General features: G+C 70.1%; 13 protein-coding genes. 5 read left to right on the top strand and 8 right to left on the bottom strand.

Annotated elements, in window-relative coordinates; all coding sequences use genetic code 11:
* Nucleotides 1-9: 9 nt before the first annotated feature.
* Complete coding sequence (locus ABZV44_RS25895; RefSeq protein ID WP_354841206.1) at nucleotides 10-1,725, bottom strand: hypothetical protein; 1,716 nt, start codon at nucleotides 1,723-1,725, stop codon at nucleotides 10-12.
* Nucleotides 1,726-1,770: 45 nt separating this feature from the next.
* Nucleotides 1,771-2,439 (bottom strand): hypothetical protein, encoded by a 669-nt coding sequence (locus tag ABZV44_RS25890; protein ID WP_354841203.1) that lies wholly within the window; start codon nucleotides 2,437-2,439, stop codon nucleotides 1,771-1,773.
* 240 nt (nucleotides 2,440-2,679) lie between these two features.
* On the opposite strand from ABZV44_RS25890, the gene ABZV44_RS25885 reads away from it, so the two are divergent.
* The 4 genes from ABZV44_RS25885 to ABZV44_RS25870 are packed head-to-tail and all read left to right on the top strand — an operon-like array spanning nucleotide 2,680 to nucleotide 8,984.
* A complete protein-coding gene (locus ABZV44_RS25885; protein WP_354841200.1) occupies nucleotides 2,680-4,053 on the top strand; it encodes a lipase family protein in 1,374 nt (457 codons plus the stop codon).
* 58 nt (nucleotides 4,054-4,111) lie between these two features.
* Nucleotides 4,112-4,945: a tRNA (guanosine(46)-N7)-methyltransferase TrmB gene (trmB, locus tag ABZV44_RS25880; RefSeq protein ID WP_354841197.1), complete on the top strand. Its 834-nt coding sequence runs from the start codon at nucleotides 4,112-4,114 to the stop codon at nucleotides 4,943-4,945.
* Complete coding sequence (locus ABZV44_RS25875; RefSeq protein ID WP_354841194.1) at nucleotides 4,942-5,712, top strand: NYN domain-containing protein; 771 nt, start codon at nucleotides 4,942-4,944, stop codon at nucleotides 5,710-5,712. Before trmB ends, ABZV44_RS25875 begins: the two co-directional genes overlap by 4 nt.
* Nucleotides 5,712-8,984 carry an MMPL family transporter gene (locus tag ABZV44_RS25870; RefSeq protein WP_354841191.1) on the top strand — a complete coding sequence of 1,091 codons (3,273 nt, stop codon included), beginning with the start codon at nucleotides 5,712-5,714 and terminating at the stop codon, nucleotides 8,982-8,984. Before ABZV44_RS25875 ends, ABZV44_RS25870 begins: the two co-directional genes overlap by 1 nt.
* 78 nt (nucleotides 8,985-9,062) lie before the next feature.
* On the opposite strand, the gene ABZV44_RS25865 is transcribed toward ABZV44_RS25870, so the two are convergent.
* The 6 genes from ABZV44_RS25865 to ABZV44_RS25840 form a co-directional block, all read right to left on the bottom strand.
* On the bottom strand, nucleotides 9,063-10,229 hold the full coding sequence (locus tag ABZV44_RS25865) for a DUF2339 domain-containing protein (RefSeq protein ID WP_354841188.1): 1,167 nt from the start codon (nucleotides 10,227-10,229) through the stop codon (nucleotides 9,063-9,065).
* A gap of 112 nt (nucleotides 10,230-10,341) precedes the next feature.
* Nucleotides 10,342-11,157, bottom strand: coding sequence for an alpha/beta fold hydrolase (locus ABZV44_RS25860; protein ID WP_354841186.1), 816 nt, complete (start codon nucleotides 11,155-11,157; stop codon nucleotides 10,342-10,344).
* A gap of 74 nt (nucleotides 11,158-11,231) precedes the next feature.
* Nucleotides 11,232-11,873, bottom strand: a complete 642-nt coding sequence (locus tag ABZV44_RS25855; RefSeq protein WP_354841351.1) for a DUF1707 domain-containing protein — start codon at nucleotides 11,871-11,873, stop codon at nucleotides 11,232-11,234.
* A gap of 108 nt (nucleotides 11,874-11,981) precedes the next feature.
* The gene (locus tag ABZV44_RS25850; RefSeq protein WP_354841183.1) at nucleotides 11,982-12,644 is read right to left on the bottom strand and encodes a response regulator transcription factor; all 663 of its coding nucleotides are present in this window, start codon (nucleotides 12,642-12,644) and stop codon (nucleotides 11,982-11,984) included.
* Nucleotides 12,645-12,681: 37 nt separating this feature from the next.
* Entirely contained in the window at nucleotides 12,682-13,866 is a 1,185-nt protein-coding gene (locus tag ABZV44_RS25845) for a DUF5931 domain-containing protein (protein ID WP_354841180.1), read from the bottom strand.
* Nucleotides 13,867-13,868: 2 nt separating this feature from the next.
* Nucleotides 13,869-15,065, bottom strand: a complete 1,197-nt coding sequence (locus ABZV44_RS25840; protein ID WP_354841349.1) for an AI-2E family transporter — start codon at nucleotides 15,063-15,065, stop codon at nucleotides 13,869-13,871.
* Between the two features lie 173 nt (nucleotides 15,066-15,238).
* Here ABZV44_RS25840 and ABZV44_RS25835 point away from each other — a divergent pair, with 173 nt between their 5' ends.
* Nucleotides 15,239-16,756, top strand: coding sequence for an adenylate/guanylate cyclase domain-containing protein (locus tag ABZV44_RS25835; RefSeq protein ID WP_354841346.1), 1,518 nt, complete (start codon nucleotides 15,239-15,241; stop codon nucleotides 16,754-16,756).
* Nucleotides 16,757-16,760: the final 4 nt, after the last annotated feature.

The following is a 16,760-nucleotide window of genomic DNA, read 5'->3' as shown; positions in this document are numbered from 1 at the left end:
CCATAGAGGTTAACGCCATATATCGGGGTGTACGGAATCGGGTTGTCCACTCGGTACCGGGTCGAAACCTCCGACCAGGCGCTGAGCGAATTCAAGTGCGGCCAGGTCACGGTCGCATGCCAGCAGTAAAGCGGGGCGCCGCTGGGCCGCCTGCCGCAATTGCGCCTCCAATTCACCGACCCGCAGATCGGTTTCCACCATGCGCGCGGTGGCACTGCCGAGCACCTCGTCGGTGAGCCGTTCCTCGGCGTCGACCAGGGCCGTGGCGACCCGCTGTTCCAGCTGCGCCCGGGCGTCGACCAGCGCGTCCGCCACCCATTGCCGCAGGTGAGCGCCATCGGCGAGGTGCCGGCGGGCGCGCACCACCCAGCCCGCGGCGGCGGCACCGAGGAGCAGACTGACCGGCACGATCGCGAAGTCGAAGGCCTGCAGCAGGGCCAGCGGAGCCACCACCAGCCGGCCCAGTCCGAAGCCGGCCGAGGCGCCGAGCGCGATCACCAGGTGGTCCTCCGCACCTCGCAGCCGCGGACCCGGCGCGGGAACCGCCCTCGACGCCCGTTCCGCGGGTGCCGGAAAAGATATATGCCATTCCTCCGCGACGGATTCTTCGACCTGACGGCACAATTCGCCGATCCTGGAGCGAATCGACCGATCCGTCTCCTGTGTGAGTTTTTCCACAGAATCGCTCACATGCCGCGGAAATTCGGCGTGTGCGCTGCGCGGCAGGCGTTCGATTTCGGCCCGTAGCTCCCCGTGCAGTGCCCGGATTCTGGCTCCGACCTCGTGCAACAGATCCACTCGCGCCAACTGCAGCCGATTCCGCACGATCGTCATGGCCGAGCCCCGCCCGCCGTCACTCACCGCCCGCAGCCGCGCGCGCTCCTCCCGCAGCCCCGCCACATCCCCGCCGTCCCGCAGCTTCCCGAGCTGCGCCCGAATCCGCCGCCGCGTCTCGGCCATCACCCGCTCCCGCACGATCGCCACCTGATCCCCCACCGCCCCCGCCCCGGCCGCCGCGACCAGCCGCGCGTGCAACAGCCCCACCCCCGACCGGTCCAGCAGCGCCGGATCCCCCGCCGCCCGCGCCACCGCCGCCATCCGCGCCGACACCGGCACGATCTCCGCCCCGCTCTCGCCACCGGCCTTCGCCAGCAGCTCGACATCCAGCTTCCGCACCTCCCGCCAGTGCCGATGCGCGTGAATCCCATCCAGCGCGAACACGATCCGCGTCCCGTCCGCCCGCAGCGCCCGCACCCGCGCCAGCATTTCGCCCCCGATCAGCGCCCCGGCGTCGAGCACGACGAGCGCCACCGGACACGGGCGCGCCCCGGGTCCCGCGCCGGTCGCGGCCGATGGATCGGCGTCCTCGGCGCCGGCTCCGGCCGCTGTGACGACGATGAGGTCGATACGCGGCTGGAACCGAGCCAACTCGACCCGCAATGCCGCCGCGTGCGACTCGTCGCCGCCGAGGAGCGCGATCGCGGTGACTCCGGTCCGCGGCTCCGGGACAATCGCCCGCAGCAGGGCCAGACCGTGCGGATTCCAGCGCATGACAACGGCTTCCACCGCCGCGGGCAGCTCGGCCGGCGATGCGGGAGGTTCGGCGACGGGTGCACCGCCCCGGACGGACCGGTCCACATCGGCCGGGGCCGGCCGCTGCAACGGCGGCAGTTCGAGCCCGTGCAGCGGCGGCGAGTCAGCGGGGCGGGGTTCGGGGATCAACACCGCTGATTCGTATCCGGCGGCGTATTCGGCTTGGCCCCGGGCGAATCAATCGCCGAGCGCGGCGGCGACGGCCTCGTACCGGCGGTGGAGTTCGTGGTGGAGGGGGTCTATTCCGCTGGCGCAGTGGAGGATTTGCAGCAGTAGCTGCGGAGGCAGGGCGGGGTGGCGGCGGAGGGCCGCGAGGGCGCAGGAGACGCCGAAGAGGTCCCAGCGGTCCAGGAGGGCTCGGCGGGATTCCAGGTCGGGGGCGAGATCGGGAGCGGTGAAGAGGTCGTGCGAGAGGGTGAGGGGTGGGTCGGGGCGGTCGCGATGGCGGTGGAGGGTGCGGAGGTCGGCGTCGGTGAGGGTGCCCGAGCGGGTGCGCGCGGCGAGGGACGCGACCACCGGGAAGACGGGCAGACCGAGTTCAGCGGTGAGGTCGGCGGCCGCCGCGGCGGCGTCGGGCCAGCGGACGCCGATGGCATCGGCCTTGTTGAGTACCACAAGGGTGCGGTCCGGGTGGACGGTGGCGAGCAGGCGGCGGTCGGCGTGGCCGGCCAGTCCGGGGAGAACATAGAGGACGAGATCGGCGTCGAGTGCGGGGTCCGGTTGCCCGGGCTGGTCGACCGGTCGGGTTTCTTCAGCGGTGAGCAGCGACAGTGCATGTCGCAGGGTGGTTTTGCCCGCACGGGCCCGGCCCGTCACCTGGATGCGCGGAGATCGCCCGACCGGCACGCGGGCAGCCTAGCCGGAAGCCCCTGGGCGCGTGGGCATTTCGGATCACAAACGCGCTGGTCGGGCGGTGAGGAAGCAGACCGGTCCGGGTCCTTCTGTGCGCCCGCACAATTCGGCGCAACCGCTCTTCACAGACACCTGCGATTGCCCTACTCTGGCGATTCGGTCGGCATCAGGGCCGATGCACGGCTGCGGCGATCCCTCTCGGTCCACGGCCGGGCGCGACGAGGGGAGGTGGCGATGACCGTCAATGCGGACGTCATCGAATCATCCGGGACACCGGGCCCGAAAGGGACACTACGACCGGCAGCGGCCGGGCGGCCGAGCAGCCGCCCGCTGCCGCCCGGCCGGGACCCCTTCTTCCATCCGCCGCGCGGGTTCGCCCGCCACGCGGCGGGCACGATTCTGCGCAGCCGTCCGGTCGACATCGCGCTGTTCGGCCTGGTGCCGCAACACGTGACGGCCTGGCAGCTGCTGTACCGCAGCCAGGATCTGCACGGCCGGCCCGAGGTCGCGGTCACCACCGTGCTGCTGCCCGAGGGCGCCGAACCGGATGCGGAGCGCCCGCTGCTGGCCTTCCAGACCGCCATGGACGCCGTGACCGACCGCTGCGCCCCGTCCTACGCGCTGCAGCGCGGCGCCCTGTCCCCCGGCTCCATCACCCAGCTCGAATGGCTGCTGGTCGCGAACGCGCTGCGCCGCGGGTGGGCGGTCAGCATCGCCGATCATGAAGGGCCGCAGGGGAATTTCGGCGTGGCGCGCGAGCCCGGCTACCGCGGCCTCGACGGTGTCCGCGCCGCACTGCGTTTCGCGCCGCTCGGCCTGCGCCCGGACACCAGGGTGGGCGTGTGGGGCTATTCCGGTGGCGGCATGGCCAGTTCGTGGCTGGTGGAGATGGCTCCCGAGTACGCGCCCGAGCTGAATATCGTCGGGGCGGTGCTGGGCGCGCCGGTCGGTGATCCCCGCCACGTGTTCCTGAACCTGAACGGCGGCCTGTTCGCGGGCTTTCCGGCGATCGTGATCGCCGCGCTGCAGCAGGTCTACCCGGCCCTGGCCGAGGTGGTGCGCCGCGACTTCACCCCCGAGGGCCGTCGCCTGCTGGACCGCGCCCGCTCCCTGGGCCCGATCGCGGTGCTGCCGCTGCTGGTGGGCCGCCGCATGGACGACTATCTGCGGCGTCCGCTGGCGGAGATCCTGCCGGATCTCGAGGACATGTTCGACGAGCTGCGCCTGGGCAATCGCACGCCCGCGTGCCCGGTGCTGGTGGTGCAGCCGGTGCACGACCAGGTCATCGACGCCGCGGGCATCGACGGTCAGGTCGAGCGGTACCGGGCGGGCGGCGCGGCGGTCTGGTACGTCCGCGATCGCCTCAGCGAGCATTTCTCACTGCTGCCGCTGGCGACCCCGATGAGCCTGGACTGGCTGGCCGATCGGCTGGCCGGGAAGACTCTTACCGAACCCACAACCAAGACCGTCTGGTCGGTCGCGCTGTCCCCGGCACATTGGCGCGGCATGGTGGAAATGGCAACTACCGCAATGCGAGTCACCCTCGGACTGCCGCTGCGCCCGGCCGCCGCACCGGCGTCCGGCGAGGTCTCGGGCCTGGCAGCCTGAGTGATCGCGGTCGCCGCAACCGTGGTCGATTGCTGCGCGAACTATCCGGTACTGGACAATGGACGCCGTGAACGACGCCGCGAACCACACTGCCGAGCCAGTTCCCGGGCCGCGGCCCGCCCAGTCCAACGGTGACGCCGATCACTCGGAAGCCGCCATCGGCCGGCCGGATCGGCCCGCAGGCAACCGCCTCTACCCCCGGGTCACCAGCTTCCGCGCCCGCCGCGGCGCGGTATCGCCCGCGCGCCAGGACGCCTGGGATCGGGTGTGGCCGGTGATCGGCAAGGACGTCTCCGACGAAAAGCTGGACGCCGACGCCTGGTTCGGGCGCTCGGCGCCGCTGATCATCGAGATCGGCTGTGGCACCGGCACCGCCACCGCGGCCATGGCGCAGGCCGAGCCGCAGTTCAACCTGATCGGCATCGAGGTCTACAAGCCGGGTCTGGCCCAGCTGGTGCAGCGCGTCGAGCGCGAGGGCATCGACAACCTCCGGCTGCTGCGCGGCGATGCCGTGGATGTCCTGGAAAATATGATTGCTCCCGAATCGCTGACCGGGGTGCGCGTGTTCTTTCCGGACCCGTGGCCGAAGGCGCGCCACCACAAGCGGCGGCTGTTGCAGCCGGAAACCTTCGCACTCATCGCAAGTCGGCTGATTCCGGGCGGCGTGTTGCACGTGGCGACCGACCATGCGGACTACGCCGAGTGGATCGGCCAGCACGGAAATGCGGAACCCCAGCTCATCGGCATGAACGAGCCGACCGGACGGGATCCCGAGGCCTACCGGAACAAAGCACCGATTGGTTTCGAACGCCCGATTACCAAGTTCGAAAGCAAAGGACTCCGCGCGGGTAGCGCCATCACCGAGTTCATCTGGGGGAAGATCGAATCATGAGCGTCAGTGAGATGGCCCACGGTGTGTCGGAAGTTGCCGGAATAATGCACGGCGCCGATTCGACCGAACTATCGGGCACCACAGGGCTCCACGGCAATGCCGGGGTCGCCCTGGGCGGCACCGCCACCGATGTGCGCCGCGTCCTATTGGTCTGGGATGCGCCGAACCTCGACATGGGCCTGGGCGCCATCCTCGGCGGACGCCCGACCGCCGCCTATCGCCCGCGCTTCGACGCGCTGGGCCGCTGGCTGCTGGCCCGCACCGCGGAACTGTCGGTGGGCAGCACCACCCGGGTCGAACCCGAGGCCACGGTCTTCACCAATATCGCCCCCGGCACCGCCGATGTGGTGCGCCCCTGGGTCGAGGCGCTGCGCAATGTCGGCTACGCCGTCTTCGCCAAACCCAAGATCGACGAAGACTCCGATGTGGACAGCGACATGCTCTCCCACATCGAACTACGCCGTCGCGGTGCGGGTCTGGCCGGGATCATGGTGGCCTCCGCCGACGGGCAGGCGTTCCGCGCCCCGCTCGAGGAGCTCGCCGCCTCCGGCGTGCCTGTTCAGGTGCTGGGTTTCCGCGAGCACGCGAGTTGGGCGGTCACGTCGGATATTCTCGAGTTCATCGACCTCGAGGACATCCCGGGCGTGTTCCGTGAACCGCTGCCCCGGGTCAGCCTCGACTCGCTGCCCGACGAGGGTGCGTGGCTGCAGCCGTTCCGGCCGCTGTCGGCCCTGCTCACCTCCCGCCCCGCTCAAGGAGTCGCTTAGTGTTCACCCGCTGGGGCGACCTGGTCTACAAGCTGCGCTACACCGTGCTCGGTGTTGTCGTGGCGGCAATGCTCTCGCTCGGAGCCTTCGGATTCGGGCTGGAGGACCATCTCAGCTCCAGCGGATGGTTCGACCCGAACTCCCAGTCCTCTCAGGCCGCCGTCCTGAAGGACCAGGTGTACGGGCGCGACCACACCAGCGACGTGGTGGTGCTGTACACCGCGCCGGACGGTGGCACCGTCGATGATCCCGCGTGGAATCAGAAGATCATCGACAACCTGAACAACCTGCCGGTGAAGCACCCGGAGATCAGTCAGGTCAACGGCTCGCCGTGGAAGACCAGTACCGGTCAGCAGCTGGCCCAGGCCGCCAGCCAGGACCGCAAGCACGCCTTCGCCTCCATCGCCATCAAGGGCGACAACGACACCGACATGGTGCGGAACTACCGGAAGGTGAAGGACGCCTTCTACATTCCGGACGTCAAGGTCGAGGTCGCCGGTCTGCAGCCGGTCGCGGGCACGCTGAACGACACCATGGCGCAGGACCAGAAGCGGATGGAGATCATCGCCATTCCGGTGGTGGCCGTCCTGCTGTTCTTCATCTTCGGCGGAATCGTGGCGGCGGCGCTGCCGCTCATCATCGGTGGTCTCACGGTGCTCGGCGCGAACGGCATCGTCATGGCGATCACCAAGTTCACCGAGGTGAATTCGTTTGTCTCCCCGGTAGTTTCGATGATCGGCCTGGGCCTGGCGATCGACTACGGCCTGTTCATCGTGAGCCGCTTCCGCGAGGAGGTGGCCGACGGTTACGACACCAAGGCGGCGGTGCGGCGCACGGTCGTGACCTCCGGCCGCACCGTGTTGTTCTCCGCCACGATGATCATCGCGGCCAGCGCCGGCATGCTGCTGTTCCCGCAGGGCTTCCTCAAGTCGGTGGCCTACGGCACCATCGCGACGGTCGCACTGGCCGCGGTGTCCGCGGTCACCATCCTGCCCGCGCTGCTGTCCATTCTGGGTCCGCGCGTGGATGCGCTGGGGCTCAAGCGGTTCCGCAAGACCAAGACCGCCGAGCAGATCGAGAACGGTTTCTGGGGCAAGCTCACCGCCTGGGTGATGAAGCACCCGCTCAAGGTCGCCATCCCGCTGACCATCGGCCTGCTGCTGCTGATCATCCCGGTGAAGAACCTGCAGTTCGGCGGTATCAGCGAAACCTATCTGCCGCCGGACAATCCGACCCGCCTGGCGCAGCAGCACTTCGACGAGACCTTCCCGCTGCGCAAGGCCGACCCGGTCCAGCTGGTCATCATCACCGATAACCCGAAGGACATCGGCACCATCCTCAACGAGGCCAACCAGGCCCGCGGACTGCAGCCCAAGACCACGTTCTCGCTCCCGCAGACGCCGCCCAACGGCTCCAATGTGTGGACGACCTCGCGGCCGCTGGACAAGGGCAGCGACATCACCGAGACCATCGACGACCTGCGGGCGATCGACGTCCCGGACGGCGCCGAGGTGATGGTCAGCGGCACCCCGGTGATGATGCAGGACAGCATCGATCAGCTGGTCGATCGCATGCCGTTGATGATCGCGCTGGTGGTGCTGGTGACCACCATCCTGATGTTCCTGACCTTCGGCTCGCTGGTACTGCCCATCAAGGCCGCGCTCATGAGCGCGCTCGGCCTGGGCTCCACGCTGGGCATCCTGACCTGGATCTTCATCGACGGCCACGGCGCGGGTCTGCTGAACTTCACCCCGCAACCGATCATGTCGCCGGTGCTGGTGCTGATCATCTCCGTGGTCTACGGCCTATCCATCGACTACGAGGTGTTCCTGCTCTCCCGCATGGTCGAGTCCCGGACCCAGGGGGCGAGCACCACGGAGGCGGTGCGCGCGGGCACCGCGCAGACCGGCCGCATCATCACCGCCGCCGCGCTCATCCTGCTGGTCGTCACGGGCGCGTTCGCGTTCTCCGACCTGGTGATGATGCAGTACATCGCCTACGGCATGGTGTCGGCGCTGTTCATCGACGCGACCGTGCTGCGCATGCTGCTGGTGCCGGCCACCATGAAACTGCTCGGCGACGACTGCTGGTGGGCGCCCAAATGGATGAAGAAGATCCAGCAGCGGATCGGCCTGGGCGAGCCCATCCTCGACGATGAGCGGCCCGGCGGCGGCGAGGTGGTCGACCTGGTGAAGACCACCCCGATCACCGACCCAGTCACCATGCAGATCCCGATCCTGTCCGACGGCACCGCCGCCCCGGCGCGGTCGCGCAAGCCGCGCCCGGCCCGCACCGTCGACGTGGACAGCGAGGCCCCGACCCAGCGCATCGACAAGGTCGAGCGGGCCCAGCCCGCCGAGCCCGTCCAGTCCGCGGAGCCCGCTCAGCGCACCGAGTCCCCGCAGACCCCCGAGCCCACGCGGCCCGCCGAAAGCTCCGCGGCCGCAGCCCCGGAGACCAAGCGCGCGCCCGGATTCCCGTCCGCCGCCATGCGTCCCGGCCACGGCGTCACCCCGTCGACCACGGCGGCTCCGGCCTTCGCCAAGCCCGTCGGCATCGGTGAGCCCACCCCCGAGCCGCCCGCGCCGGTCGGTGAAATCGGTACCGCCGCACCGGCGGAGGTCACCCCGCCCCTCGCCCCCCGGCGCGTCAGCGCGGCCTCGGAGGACGCGCCGACCACCGATCTCGGTTCCGGCCGCACCGGTCTGGGCGCCAACCCCACCGGTCCGGGCGCGGCCCGGGGCCCGATGGCCCCGCACCCCATCGGCGACTTCGCTTCTCCCGCACGGGGATCCGCGAATACCGGTAGCGGGCTGCCGCAGCGTGCGCCCGAGGCCGTGGCTCCGCCGGTCGCCCCCGTGAACCCGATGCCGTCGGTCTCGCAGCCGGGAGCGCCTGCCGCGCCCGCGGATTCGCCGCCGCCCGCACCGGTGGTCGGTTCGGAGCGGGTGCTTCCGCCGCCGAAGATCCCGCCGCATCCGGCGACCCGGGCGCAGCTGTACCAGCCGCACCCGCCGGAGCCGGAGCAGAGCGAGCCCACCGAACAGCTCGCGGAAACCGCTGCCGAGGAACAGCATCCGACGCACCACGCCGCGCAGGATGCGCCGCAGGACGGCCCCGGCCGCAGCAGCATCGAGCAGTGGATGTCGGATCTGCGCTCCTCACGGCGTCGCCCGCCCGCCGAGAATCCGGACGAGGACGCCAAGCATCGGGGCGGCGACGGACGCACGGTGAGCGTCAACGAACTGCTCCGCCGCCAGAACCACGACTGATACCCGGACATCAGCGAGGCCCGGCCGAATCCTCGGCCGGGCCTTGCTGTTTCCCCGTGCTATCCGGACCTCTCTGCGCTACGCGGACCGCACACCGGAATCCATATCGCCGAACGCCCGCGCGTAGCGGGTCCCCACCACGAGCAGCAGGACACCCACGACCAGGAACGCCGCCGCCCGGACCAGACCGCCCAGGGTTGCCAGGTCGAAGAGGAACAGCTTCGCGAGCGCCACGGCGGTGACCAGCAGCCCCGCGCCGAGAGCGACCTTGGCCCGCTGCGGCGTGCGCGCCAGGCGGCGCAGGCCGTACAGCAGCGCCGCGGTGGCGGCGGCCATCCAGACGATCGTCGCGACGGCGTGCCCGGCCAGAAAACCGTTGCGGGTCCCGGTGGCGATACCCAGGGAGACGGTCAGGGCCGTCACCGCGTACAGCGCCCCGATACCGGCGAACACCGACAGCACGGTCGCCTCGGATTCGCGGTCCAGCAGGCCGATCCGGCGCGCCCACCAACCGGCGACGGCCAGGGTGGACAGCACTGCGAGCGCCGACAACGCGGTCGAAAGGCCGAGGTGCGCTTCAGCTTCCGGCTGGTTGGCCAAGGTCGCAATGTCGGCCCGGTAGAAGAAGGTCAGCGCGCCGAGGGCACCGAACGCGACACCGATGCCCGCCGCCACCCGCGCCCGCTGCTGCCCGGCCACCCCGAGGAATCCCATGGCGACCAGCAGCAACGCCACCGGCAGCGTCTGCACCCGCGCGATCCCGATGCAGGCCTCGAGCAATGCGAACGCACCCGCGAGCGCGGACACCACGGCCAGATGCCCCGGAATCCGCGCGGCGGCACCGAGTTTCGGCAGCCACGGCACCACCGCGACCCCCAGCAGCATCGTCGCGACGGTGGCCGAGACGAGTACCGACCCGGTGCGGGCGAACATGATCGGCGCGGCCAGCATCGGAACTGTCGCGGCGCCGAAGCTCAGGCTCGCCGTCACGTCCCCGGCCCGGAGTCGCCCACCGAGCACCGCACCCGTCAGCCCGGCGACGGCAATGACGATCGCGGCGGCGAGAACCTGGTACCGGTTCGAGGCCGGGGTCGCGTCTCCTCCCGGATTCAATGCCGCGCCGGCCACCGTGATCAGGGTCGCGAGCACCGCCGGAACGGTCCGCACCACGTGCAGCCAGGACCAGTCGCGCACCGAATGCCGCGCGATCAGGCGGGGATCGATGGCGGGATTCATGTCCGCCATACTCTCGACCTGGGCGTTTGCTCACATGAGTAGAAACACCCGGGCCGCGCGCGATTACTACCCGATTCGATGCGAGCCACCCGGATCGACGCGGACGGCGCCCGGCTCCGGGTCAGGCGCGGTGGGCGGGGGCCTCGGCGCGGGCGATGGTGGCGCGAATCTCGGCGGTGATCAGGTCCGGGGCCTCGAGCATGGGCACGTGGCCCAGGCCGGGCAGGGGACGCACCTCGACGGCGGCGGTGGGGGTCAGCGGGGCGTAGACGTGGGGCGGGAGCACACGGTCGCGGTCCGGCAGCAGGATGCTGGTGGGTATGTCCAGTTCGCTCAGCCGGGTGAAACCCGTTGGGAGATCAGGATCTTCGGCCAGGTCATCGACGATGGCGCATTCGGTGATGGCCGCGGTCATCGCCTTGGCCAGCGGATTCGGCACCAGGGCGGGACGATCGGCGAGCAGCGGGAGCAGCAGGCTGCGCAGCAGCGAGGGCATGCTCGGCCGACGGTCGGGTCCCAGGCCGATGAGCGGGCCGAAGGCCCGGAACTTGCGCAGCAGCGAATCGGCGGCGGCGGGCGTGCGCCACAGCCCCGCGGGGGCGATGGCGGTGCAGGATCGGGCGCGGCCGCGGGCGGCGAGTTCCAGCGCGATCCAGCCGCCCAGCGAATTGCCCGCGATATGCGCGGTGTCCCAACCGGATTCGTCGAGCAGGCGCTCGCAATGGTCGGCCAGGGCGGCCACGGTGGCGGGCCGGGCGGCCTCGGGTCCGCCCCAGTGGCCGGGGAGGGTGGGGGCGAGCACGGTGTGCCCGGTGGCCAGCTCGTCGAGCACCGCGCCCCAGGACTGCCAGGTGAGCAGGACACCGTGCAGCAGGAGCAGCGGCTCGCCGCCGCCGGATCGATGCACTGCCTCCGGGGTCGCGACGCCTTCCACCATGTGCGTGACCCTACCGCCCGGATCCGTCCGCCGCCGCGCTCGATTCCGCGGCACTGCGGCCTCGGGCCCGGCGGTCACGCACCGTTGAGGAACCGCTTCCAGTTGGTGCCGAACGGATGCTTGGCGGTGACGGAGCTGAACCGCAGCGTGCCGTGCACGACCAGGTGCAGCGGCCCGATGGGCGGGCCGGTGCGCACCTTGGTGTTGGCGCTGGAGCCGATCAGGTCGATGGCATTGAGGTCCACGGTGGCCTCGGCCGGCACGATCAGTTCGATCGAACTGCAGGTGTCGTTCACGTGGATCTCCACCACCTGGGTGGACATGATGGCCTGGGTGAAGTCCAGGCGCACGCTGCCCAGCATGCTGTTGATCGCCAGCGCCGGCGGCACGTGCCACGCGCCCTTGCGCTCCACGCTCGACAGCCGCGCGCGAATCACATTGGAGGGCACGGCCGGTGGCATCCGGTGCGCGGTCGCGTACCGGGGCGGCGGCTGCACGAACCGCTGGCCGGCGGGGGCGGGCTGCCCGACCAGCCGGACGCCCGGCAGATCGATCAGCACCGCATTGAGTTCGCCGCGGGTCTTGGCCGCGAGCGCGGTGTCCATGCGCTCGGTGAATTCCCCCAGCGACAGCATGCCCAGCCCGACCGCGCGCTGCAGCAGCCGGCCGACATGTTCGCGTTCGACATCGGATACTCGTAGATCCCGGTCGCCGATCACGGCGTTGCCGGTCACGATCGCGGAAACCGCTTCAGGACCTCCCATGCTTCGAGGCTAGCCAGCGCGGGGCCGCCACCGCATCAGGGCAATCCCTGAACCGTCCCCCTACTCGAGGCCCTGCTCGATGGCGTAGCGGGTCAACTCGACGCGATTGCCGAGCTGCAGTTTGCGCAGCGTGGACTGCACGTGGTTCTCCACAGTGCGGTGACTGAGCCCGAGCCGGGTGGCGATCTGCTTGGCGGACAAGCCCTTCGCCACCATGCGCAGCACCTCGGTCTCGCGGTCGGTGAGGGCGGGGCGGTGTGGTTCGTCGCGTTCGGCGGGGGTGCCGGCGATCCGGCGGAACTCGCCCAGGACCAGACCGGCCAGGCCCGGGGTGAAGACGGCCTGTCCCGCCGCGGTGGCGCGGACGGCGTCGAGCAGTTCGGTGGCCGAGGCACTCTTGACCAGGTAGCCGGTGGCGCCGGCCTTGATGGCGTCGAGCACGTCGTCGCGTTCGGCGGAGGCCGACAGCACCAGCACCCGGGTGCGCGGGGAGACCCGCAGCACCTCGGCGGTGGCGTCGGCGCCGTTGCCGTCGGGGAGCTGCATGTCCATGAGCACGACCGCCGGTTGCACGGCGCCCGCGCGGGCCCCGGCGGCGCGCACGCCGTCGGCGGTGGCGACCACGGCGAATCCGGCCTCGGCCAGGTCGCGGGCGACCCCGTCCCGCCAGATCGGGTGGTCGTCCACCACCATCACCGTGATTCCGGCATCCGATTCGGTCATGTCCTCCTCCGATCTCATTGTGGCCGTTCGAGGGCTCTCAGGGTCGCGGTTCCAGGGGCACGCGAAACTCCCATTCCGCGCCCTCGTCGTCCGCGGGCGCCGCCTCGAACAGCAGCTGCGCGGTGCCGCCGAGGGCGGCGATGCGCCCCACGATGGACCGCGAAACACCCATGCGCCCTTGCTCTTCGGCCTCCGCGAGCCGGCCGGGCGGAATGCCGGGGCCGTCGTCGCGCACGCTCACGATGAGCTCGTCGCCGGTATCCTCCAGCAGCACATACGCTTTCGCGCCCGGACCGGCGTGCTGGACCACATTGGCGAGGGCGGCGGCCACGGCGGCGGCGACCTCGCGCGCCGCCCAGTGGCCCAGTGGCACCGGATGACCGGGGGTGGAAACGAACACGGACGGGGTGGCCTGGGCGGTGAGCAGCGGCCGCAGATCCTCCTCGGCGCCCCCGGCGTCGGTGCGATCGCCCTGTTCGGAGACGAGCACCCGCAGCGCCACCTCCTGCTCGCCCGCGCGCTGCGCCAGTTCGGCTGTCGGGCCGCCGATTTCATTGCCGCGCCGCTTGATGTAGCTGAGTACCTGCAGGACTCCGTCGTGCACCTCGCGGGCCAGGCGTTCGCGTTCCTGGGTGGCGGCGGTGAGCCGGACGGCGCGCTGCAGCTGCGCGTGCGCGCGGCGGGCGGTATCGGAGGCCAGGCCCAGCGCGAGGCCCACCGAGATGAGGACGGGCAGCGTCGCATCGCGCCACACGTCGAAATCCCATTGGGCCCGTGCGGTGATGACGGCGGCGGAGATGAGCAGACCCGAGCAGATGCCGCCGAACGGTCCCCACAGAATCGCCGCGGAGACAACGGCATTGGCGGCCCAGAGCGTGGTGGGCAGGGTCTGATGGTGGTGATACCAGTCGTAGGGCGCGACCAGCCGGGTCGCGAAGATCAGGGCGATGACCACGAGCTGGTCGCCGACCACCACGGCCGTGCGCACCCGCGGCTCGTGCCGGATCCGCCACTGCGACAACAGCACCGCCGAGATACCCGACCACACCGCCATCACGGCGATCAGCGCCCAGCTCAACCGCTGATTGCTGTAGTACGACACCGAGGCGATCTGCTGACCCACCGCGTACAGCAGGGTGACCAGCCGGAACGCCTGCACCGCCCGCCACAGTGGCGCGGTGGCCGCCCAGGCGGGATCAGGCTCCACCGTCCCCCGGGCCACCGTCAGTCCCCGGCGTCCCCACTGCCGCCCGCCGGCTTCGGGGGCGTCTCGTGATCGTCCTCGGCCACGGGTACCGGCACCTTGTAGCGGTCCGGGTCGGGAGTATCGGGTTCGGCGCTGAACATGGGTTTGCTCGGGTCGCCGGTGTGCAGGTCCTGGTAGAGCTCGTCGGGTGAGTCGGCCAGCAGCGAGCGCAGGGCGGTATTGAGCACCGCCACGAACGGCACCGCGAGCAGACCGCCCGCCAGACCCGCCAGCACGACGCCCGCCGCGATGGCGAGCACCACGGCCAGCGGATGGATACGGACCGCGCGGCCCATCAGCAGCGGTTGCAGCACATGGCCTTCCAGCTGCATGACCGCCACCGTGATGCCCAGCACGATGAGCGCGGTGACGATGCCCTTGGTCATGAGCGCGATGAAGACCGCCACCGAACCGGCGATGAACGAACCCACGATCGGGATGAACGCACCGATGAAGACCAGCGAGGCCAGCGGAAGCGCCAGCGGCACATTGAGAATGGCCAGGCCAGCGCCGATACCGATGGCGTCCACCGCCGCCACCATGACGGTGGCCCGGACGAAGCCGGTCAGCGTGCCGAAGCCCAGCCGCCCGGCCTGACGTACCTTCGCCCGGTGCCGGGCCGGGACGATGCGGGTCACGAACTCCCAGATCTGGTCGCCGCCGTAGAGGAAGAAGATGAGGATGAACAGGGTCAGGAACGTGCCGGTGAAGAATTCACCGATGACCGTGGCGGTGGTGAGCGCCCCGCTGGTCAGCGCGTCCTTGTTCGACTCGACGGTTTTGACGATGGTGTCGCCCGCATTGCGGATCTGGTCGTTGCTCAGATGCAGCGGACCGTTGATCAGCCAGTCCTGCACCTGGTGCACGGAGGTCTTGAACTCGTCCGTCAGCTGTGGCACACCCGAGACGAACTGCTCGACGACGAAGGTCATGATTCCGGCGAGCAGACCGAGCGCCCCCACCAGCGCCACGAACACCCCGATCGCCCGCGGCACCCCGAACCGCTGCATCCAATTGACCAGCGGCGCCATCAGGGCCGCGCCCAGCAGCGCGATGGAAATCGGAATGGTGACCGTCGAGAGCCGCCGCGCCAGATAGGCCACCGCGAGCACCGCCGCGAAGATGATCAGTAACCGCCAGCACCACTCGGCGGTCTGCCGCACGATGGGATGCACCGCCTCCGCGTCGCGCCGGCGCACCCCGCCGGATTCGCTCGATCTGCCGGACCCTGCCTGCACCTCGCTCACGAGGCCGAGCCTAACGGCCGAAACCTCCGCGGGCATGTACCGGCGATCTAAACGCTAGATTGGTGATCGTGTCAGCGCCCCTGGAAGCGGTCAAACAGACCATGCATACCCGCTGGCCGCTGTACTTGGCTTCGATGCTGGCGGCCAACGCCTTCGGCGCTGTCCTGGTGTGGGCCTTCATCCAGTACGGGCTGCCGGTTCCGGAGGGCGGGACCAGCGCGACCCGGCAGACCGGGCTGCTGATCCCGGGCCTGGTCTTCGTGATCGGCGGGCTCCTGAGCGTGACCGCGTCGGCGCTCATGCTGCGGCCGGTCATGCGGTGGCAGATGCGCGGCGGGCCGCCGTCGCGGCAGGAGCAGATGGCGGCGCTGCACGCCCCGCTGCGGCAGGCCATCGTGCATCTGGTGCTGTGGCTGGTCGGCGGTGGCGTGCTGGCCTCGGTCATCATCGTGCGGACCCCCGAGCTGGCCGCGGCGGTGATCGTGACCGAATGTATGGCCGCCACCATCGTTTTCGGCTTCACCTACATGCTGGGCGAGCGGATCCTGCGGCCGGTCGCGGCCGAGGCGCTGACCACGGGGGCCTTCGACCACACCCTGACCGCGGGCGTCGGCACCCGGATGGCCATGACCTGGGGCATGGGCACGTTCGCGCCGACGATTGCCATCGTGCTGCTGTGCGTCACCCAGATTTCTTCTCGCGTCCAGTTTTCCGCGCAGTCGCTGGCGGTGTCGATTCTGCTGTTGTGCGGTGTGGTGATCATGCAGGCGCTGGCGCTTTCCATGCTCACCGGCTCTTCCATTTCCGATCCGATTCGCCAGCTCAGCCAGGCCATCGACCGCGTGCAGGAGGGTGCGCGGGATGTGCAGGTGGAAGTTTTCGACGGTTCGGAGATCGGGCTGCTGCAGGTTGGCTTCAACCGAATGATGGGTGAGGCCGCCAAACGCCGGGAACTGCAGGAATTGTTCGGTCAGCATGTCGGTGAGGACGTGGCGCGCCGGGCGCTCGAGTACGGCACCGAACTCGGTGGTGAAACCCGATTCGTGGCGGTGTTGTTCGTGGATATGGTCGGTTCGACCGCGACCGCAGCGGAACGCCCGCCGACCGAAGTGGTCAGTCTGCTCAACGAGTTCTTCCGCGTGGTGGTGGATGTCATCGACCGCAACCACGGGCTCATCAACAAATTCATGGGCGATGCCGCACTGGCCATCTTCGGCGCCCCGCTGGACCGCCCCGACGCACCGACCGCGGCCCTCGCCGCGGCTCGTGAGCTGCGCGAAGCCCTGCGCGAGGTCGCCGGGCTGGATATCGGCATCGGCGTCTCCGCGGGGCTGGCCGTGGCCGGGAATATCGGTGGCGCAAATCGTTTCGAATACACCGTGATCGGTGATCCGGTGAACGAGGCGTCGCGCCTGACCGAACTCGCCAAGGACCGCCCGGAACGCGTCCTGACCTCGTCGAGCGCACTGTTTTTCGCCGATGAGAACGAGCAGCGGCATTGGCAGACCGGCGAAGAGGTGCAACTGCGCGGGCGCCGCCGGAAGACCCGGCTGGCCTGGCCGCGGGAAAGCACCGACCCGGCTGATGCAGACGAGGCCGCGGCGAGTTCGTTAGGCTGACGGC

It is taken from the genome of Nocardia sp. NPDC004860 (genome assembly GCF_040609015.1).
GTDB lineage: Bacteria > Actinomycetota > Actinomycetes > Mycobacteriales > Mycobacteriaceae > Nocardia.
Note: the sequence above shows the minus strand (reverse complement) of the source record. Positions and strands in the feature narration are given on the sequence as shown.

Coding starts and splice junctions, on each gene's coding strand:
- ABZV44_RS25885 (WP_354841200.1), top strand. CDS start 2,680: ATGACCGTCAATGCGGACGTCATCGAATCATCCGGGACACCGGGCCCG.
- trmB (WP_354841197.1), top strand. CDS start 4,112: ATGGACGCCGTGAACGACGCCGCGAACCACACTGCCGAGCCAGTTCCC.
- ABZV44_RS25875 (WP_354841194.1), top strand. CDS start 4,942: ATGAGCGTCAGTGAGATGGCCCACGGTGTGTCGGAAGTTGCCGGAATA.
- ABZV44_RS25865 (WP_354841188.1), bottom strand. CDS start 10,229: ATGGCGGACATGAATCCCGCCATCGATCCCCGCCTGATCGCGCGGCAT.
- ABZV44_RS25860 (WP_354841186.1), bottom strand. CDS start 11,157: ATGGTGGAAGGCGTCGCGACCCCGGAGGCAGTGCATCGATCCGGCGGC.
- ABZV44_RS25850 (WP_354841183.1), bottom strand. CDS start 12,644: ATGACCGAATCGGATGCCGGAATCACGGTGATGGTGGTGGACGACCAC.
- ABZV44_RS25835 (WP_354841346.1), top strand. CDS start 15,239: ATGCATACCCGCTGGCCGCTGTACTTGGCTTCGATGCTGGCGGCCAAC.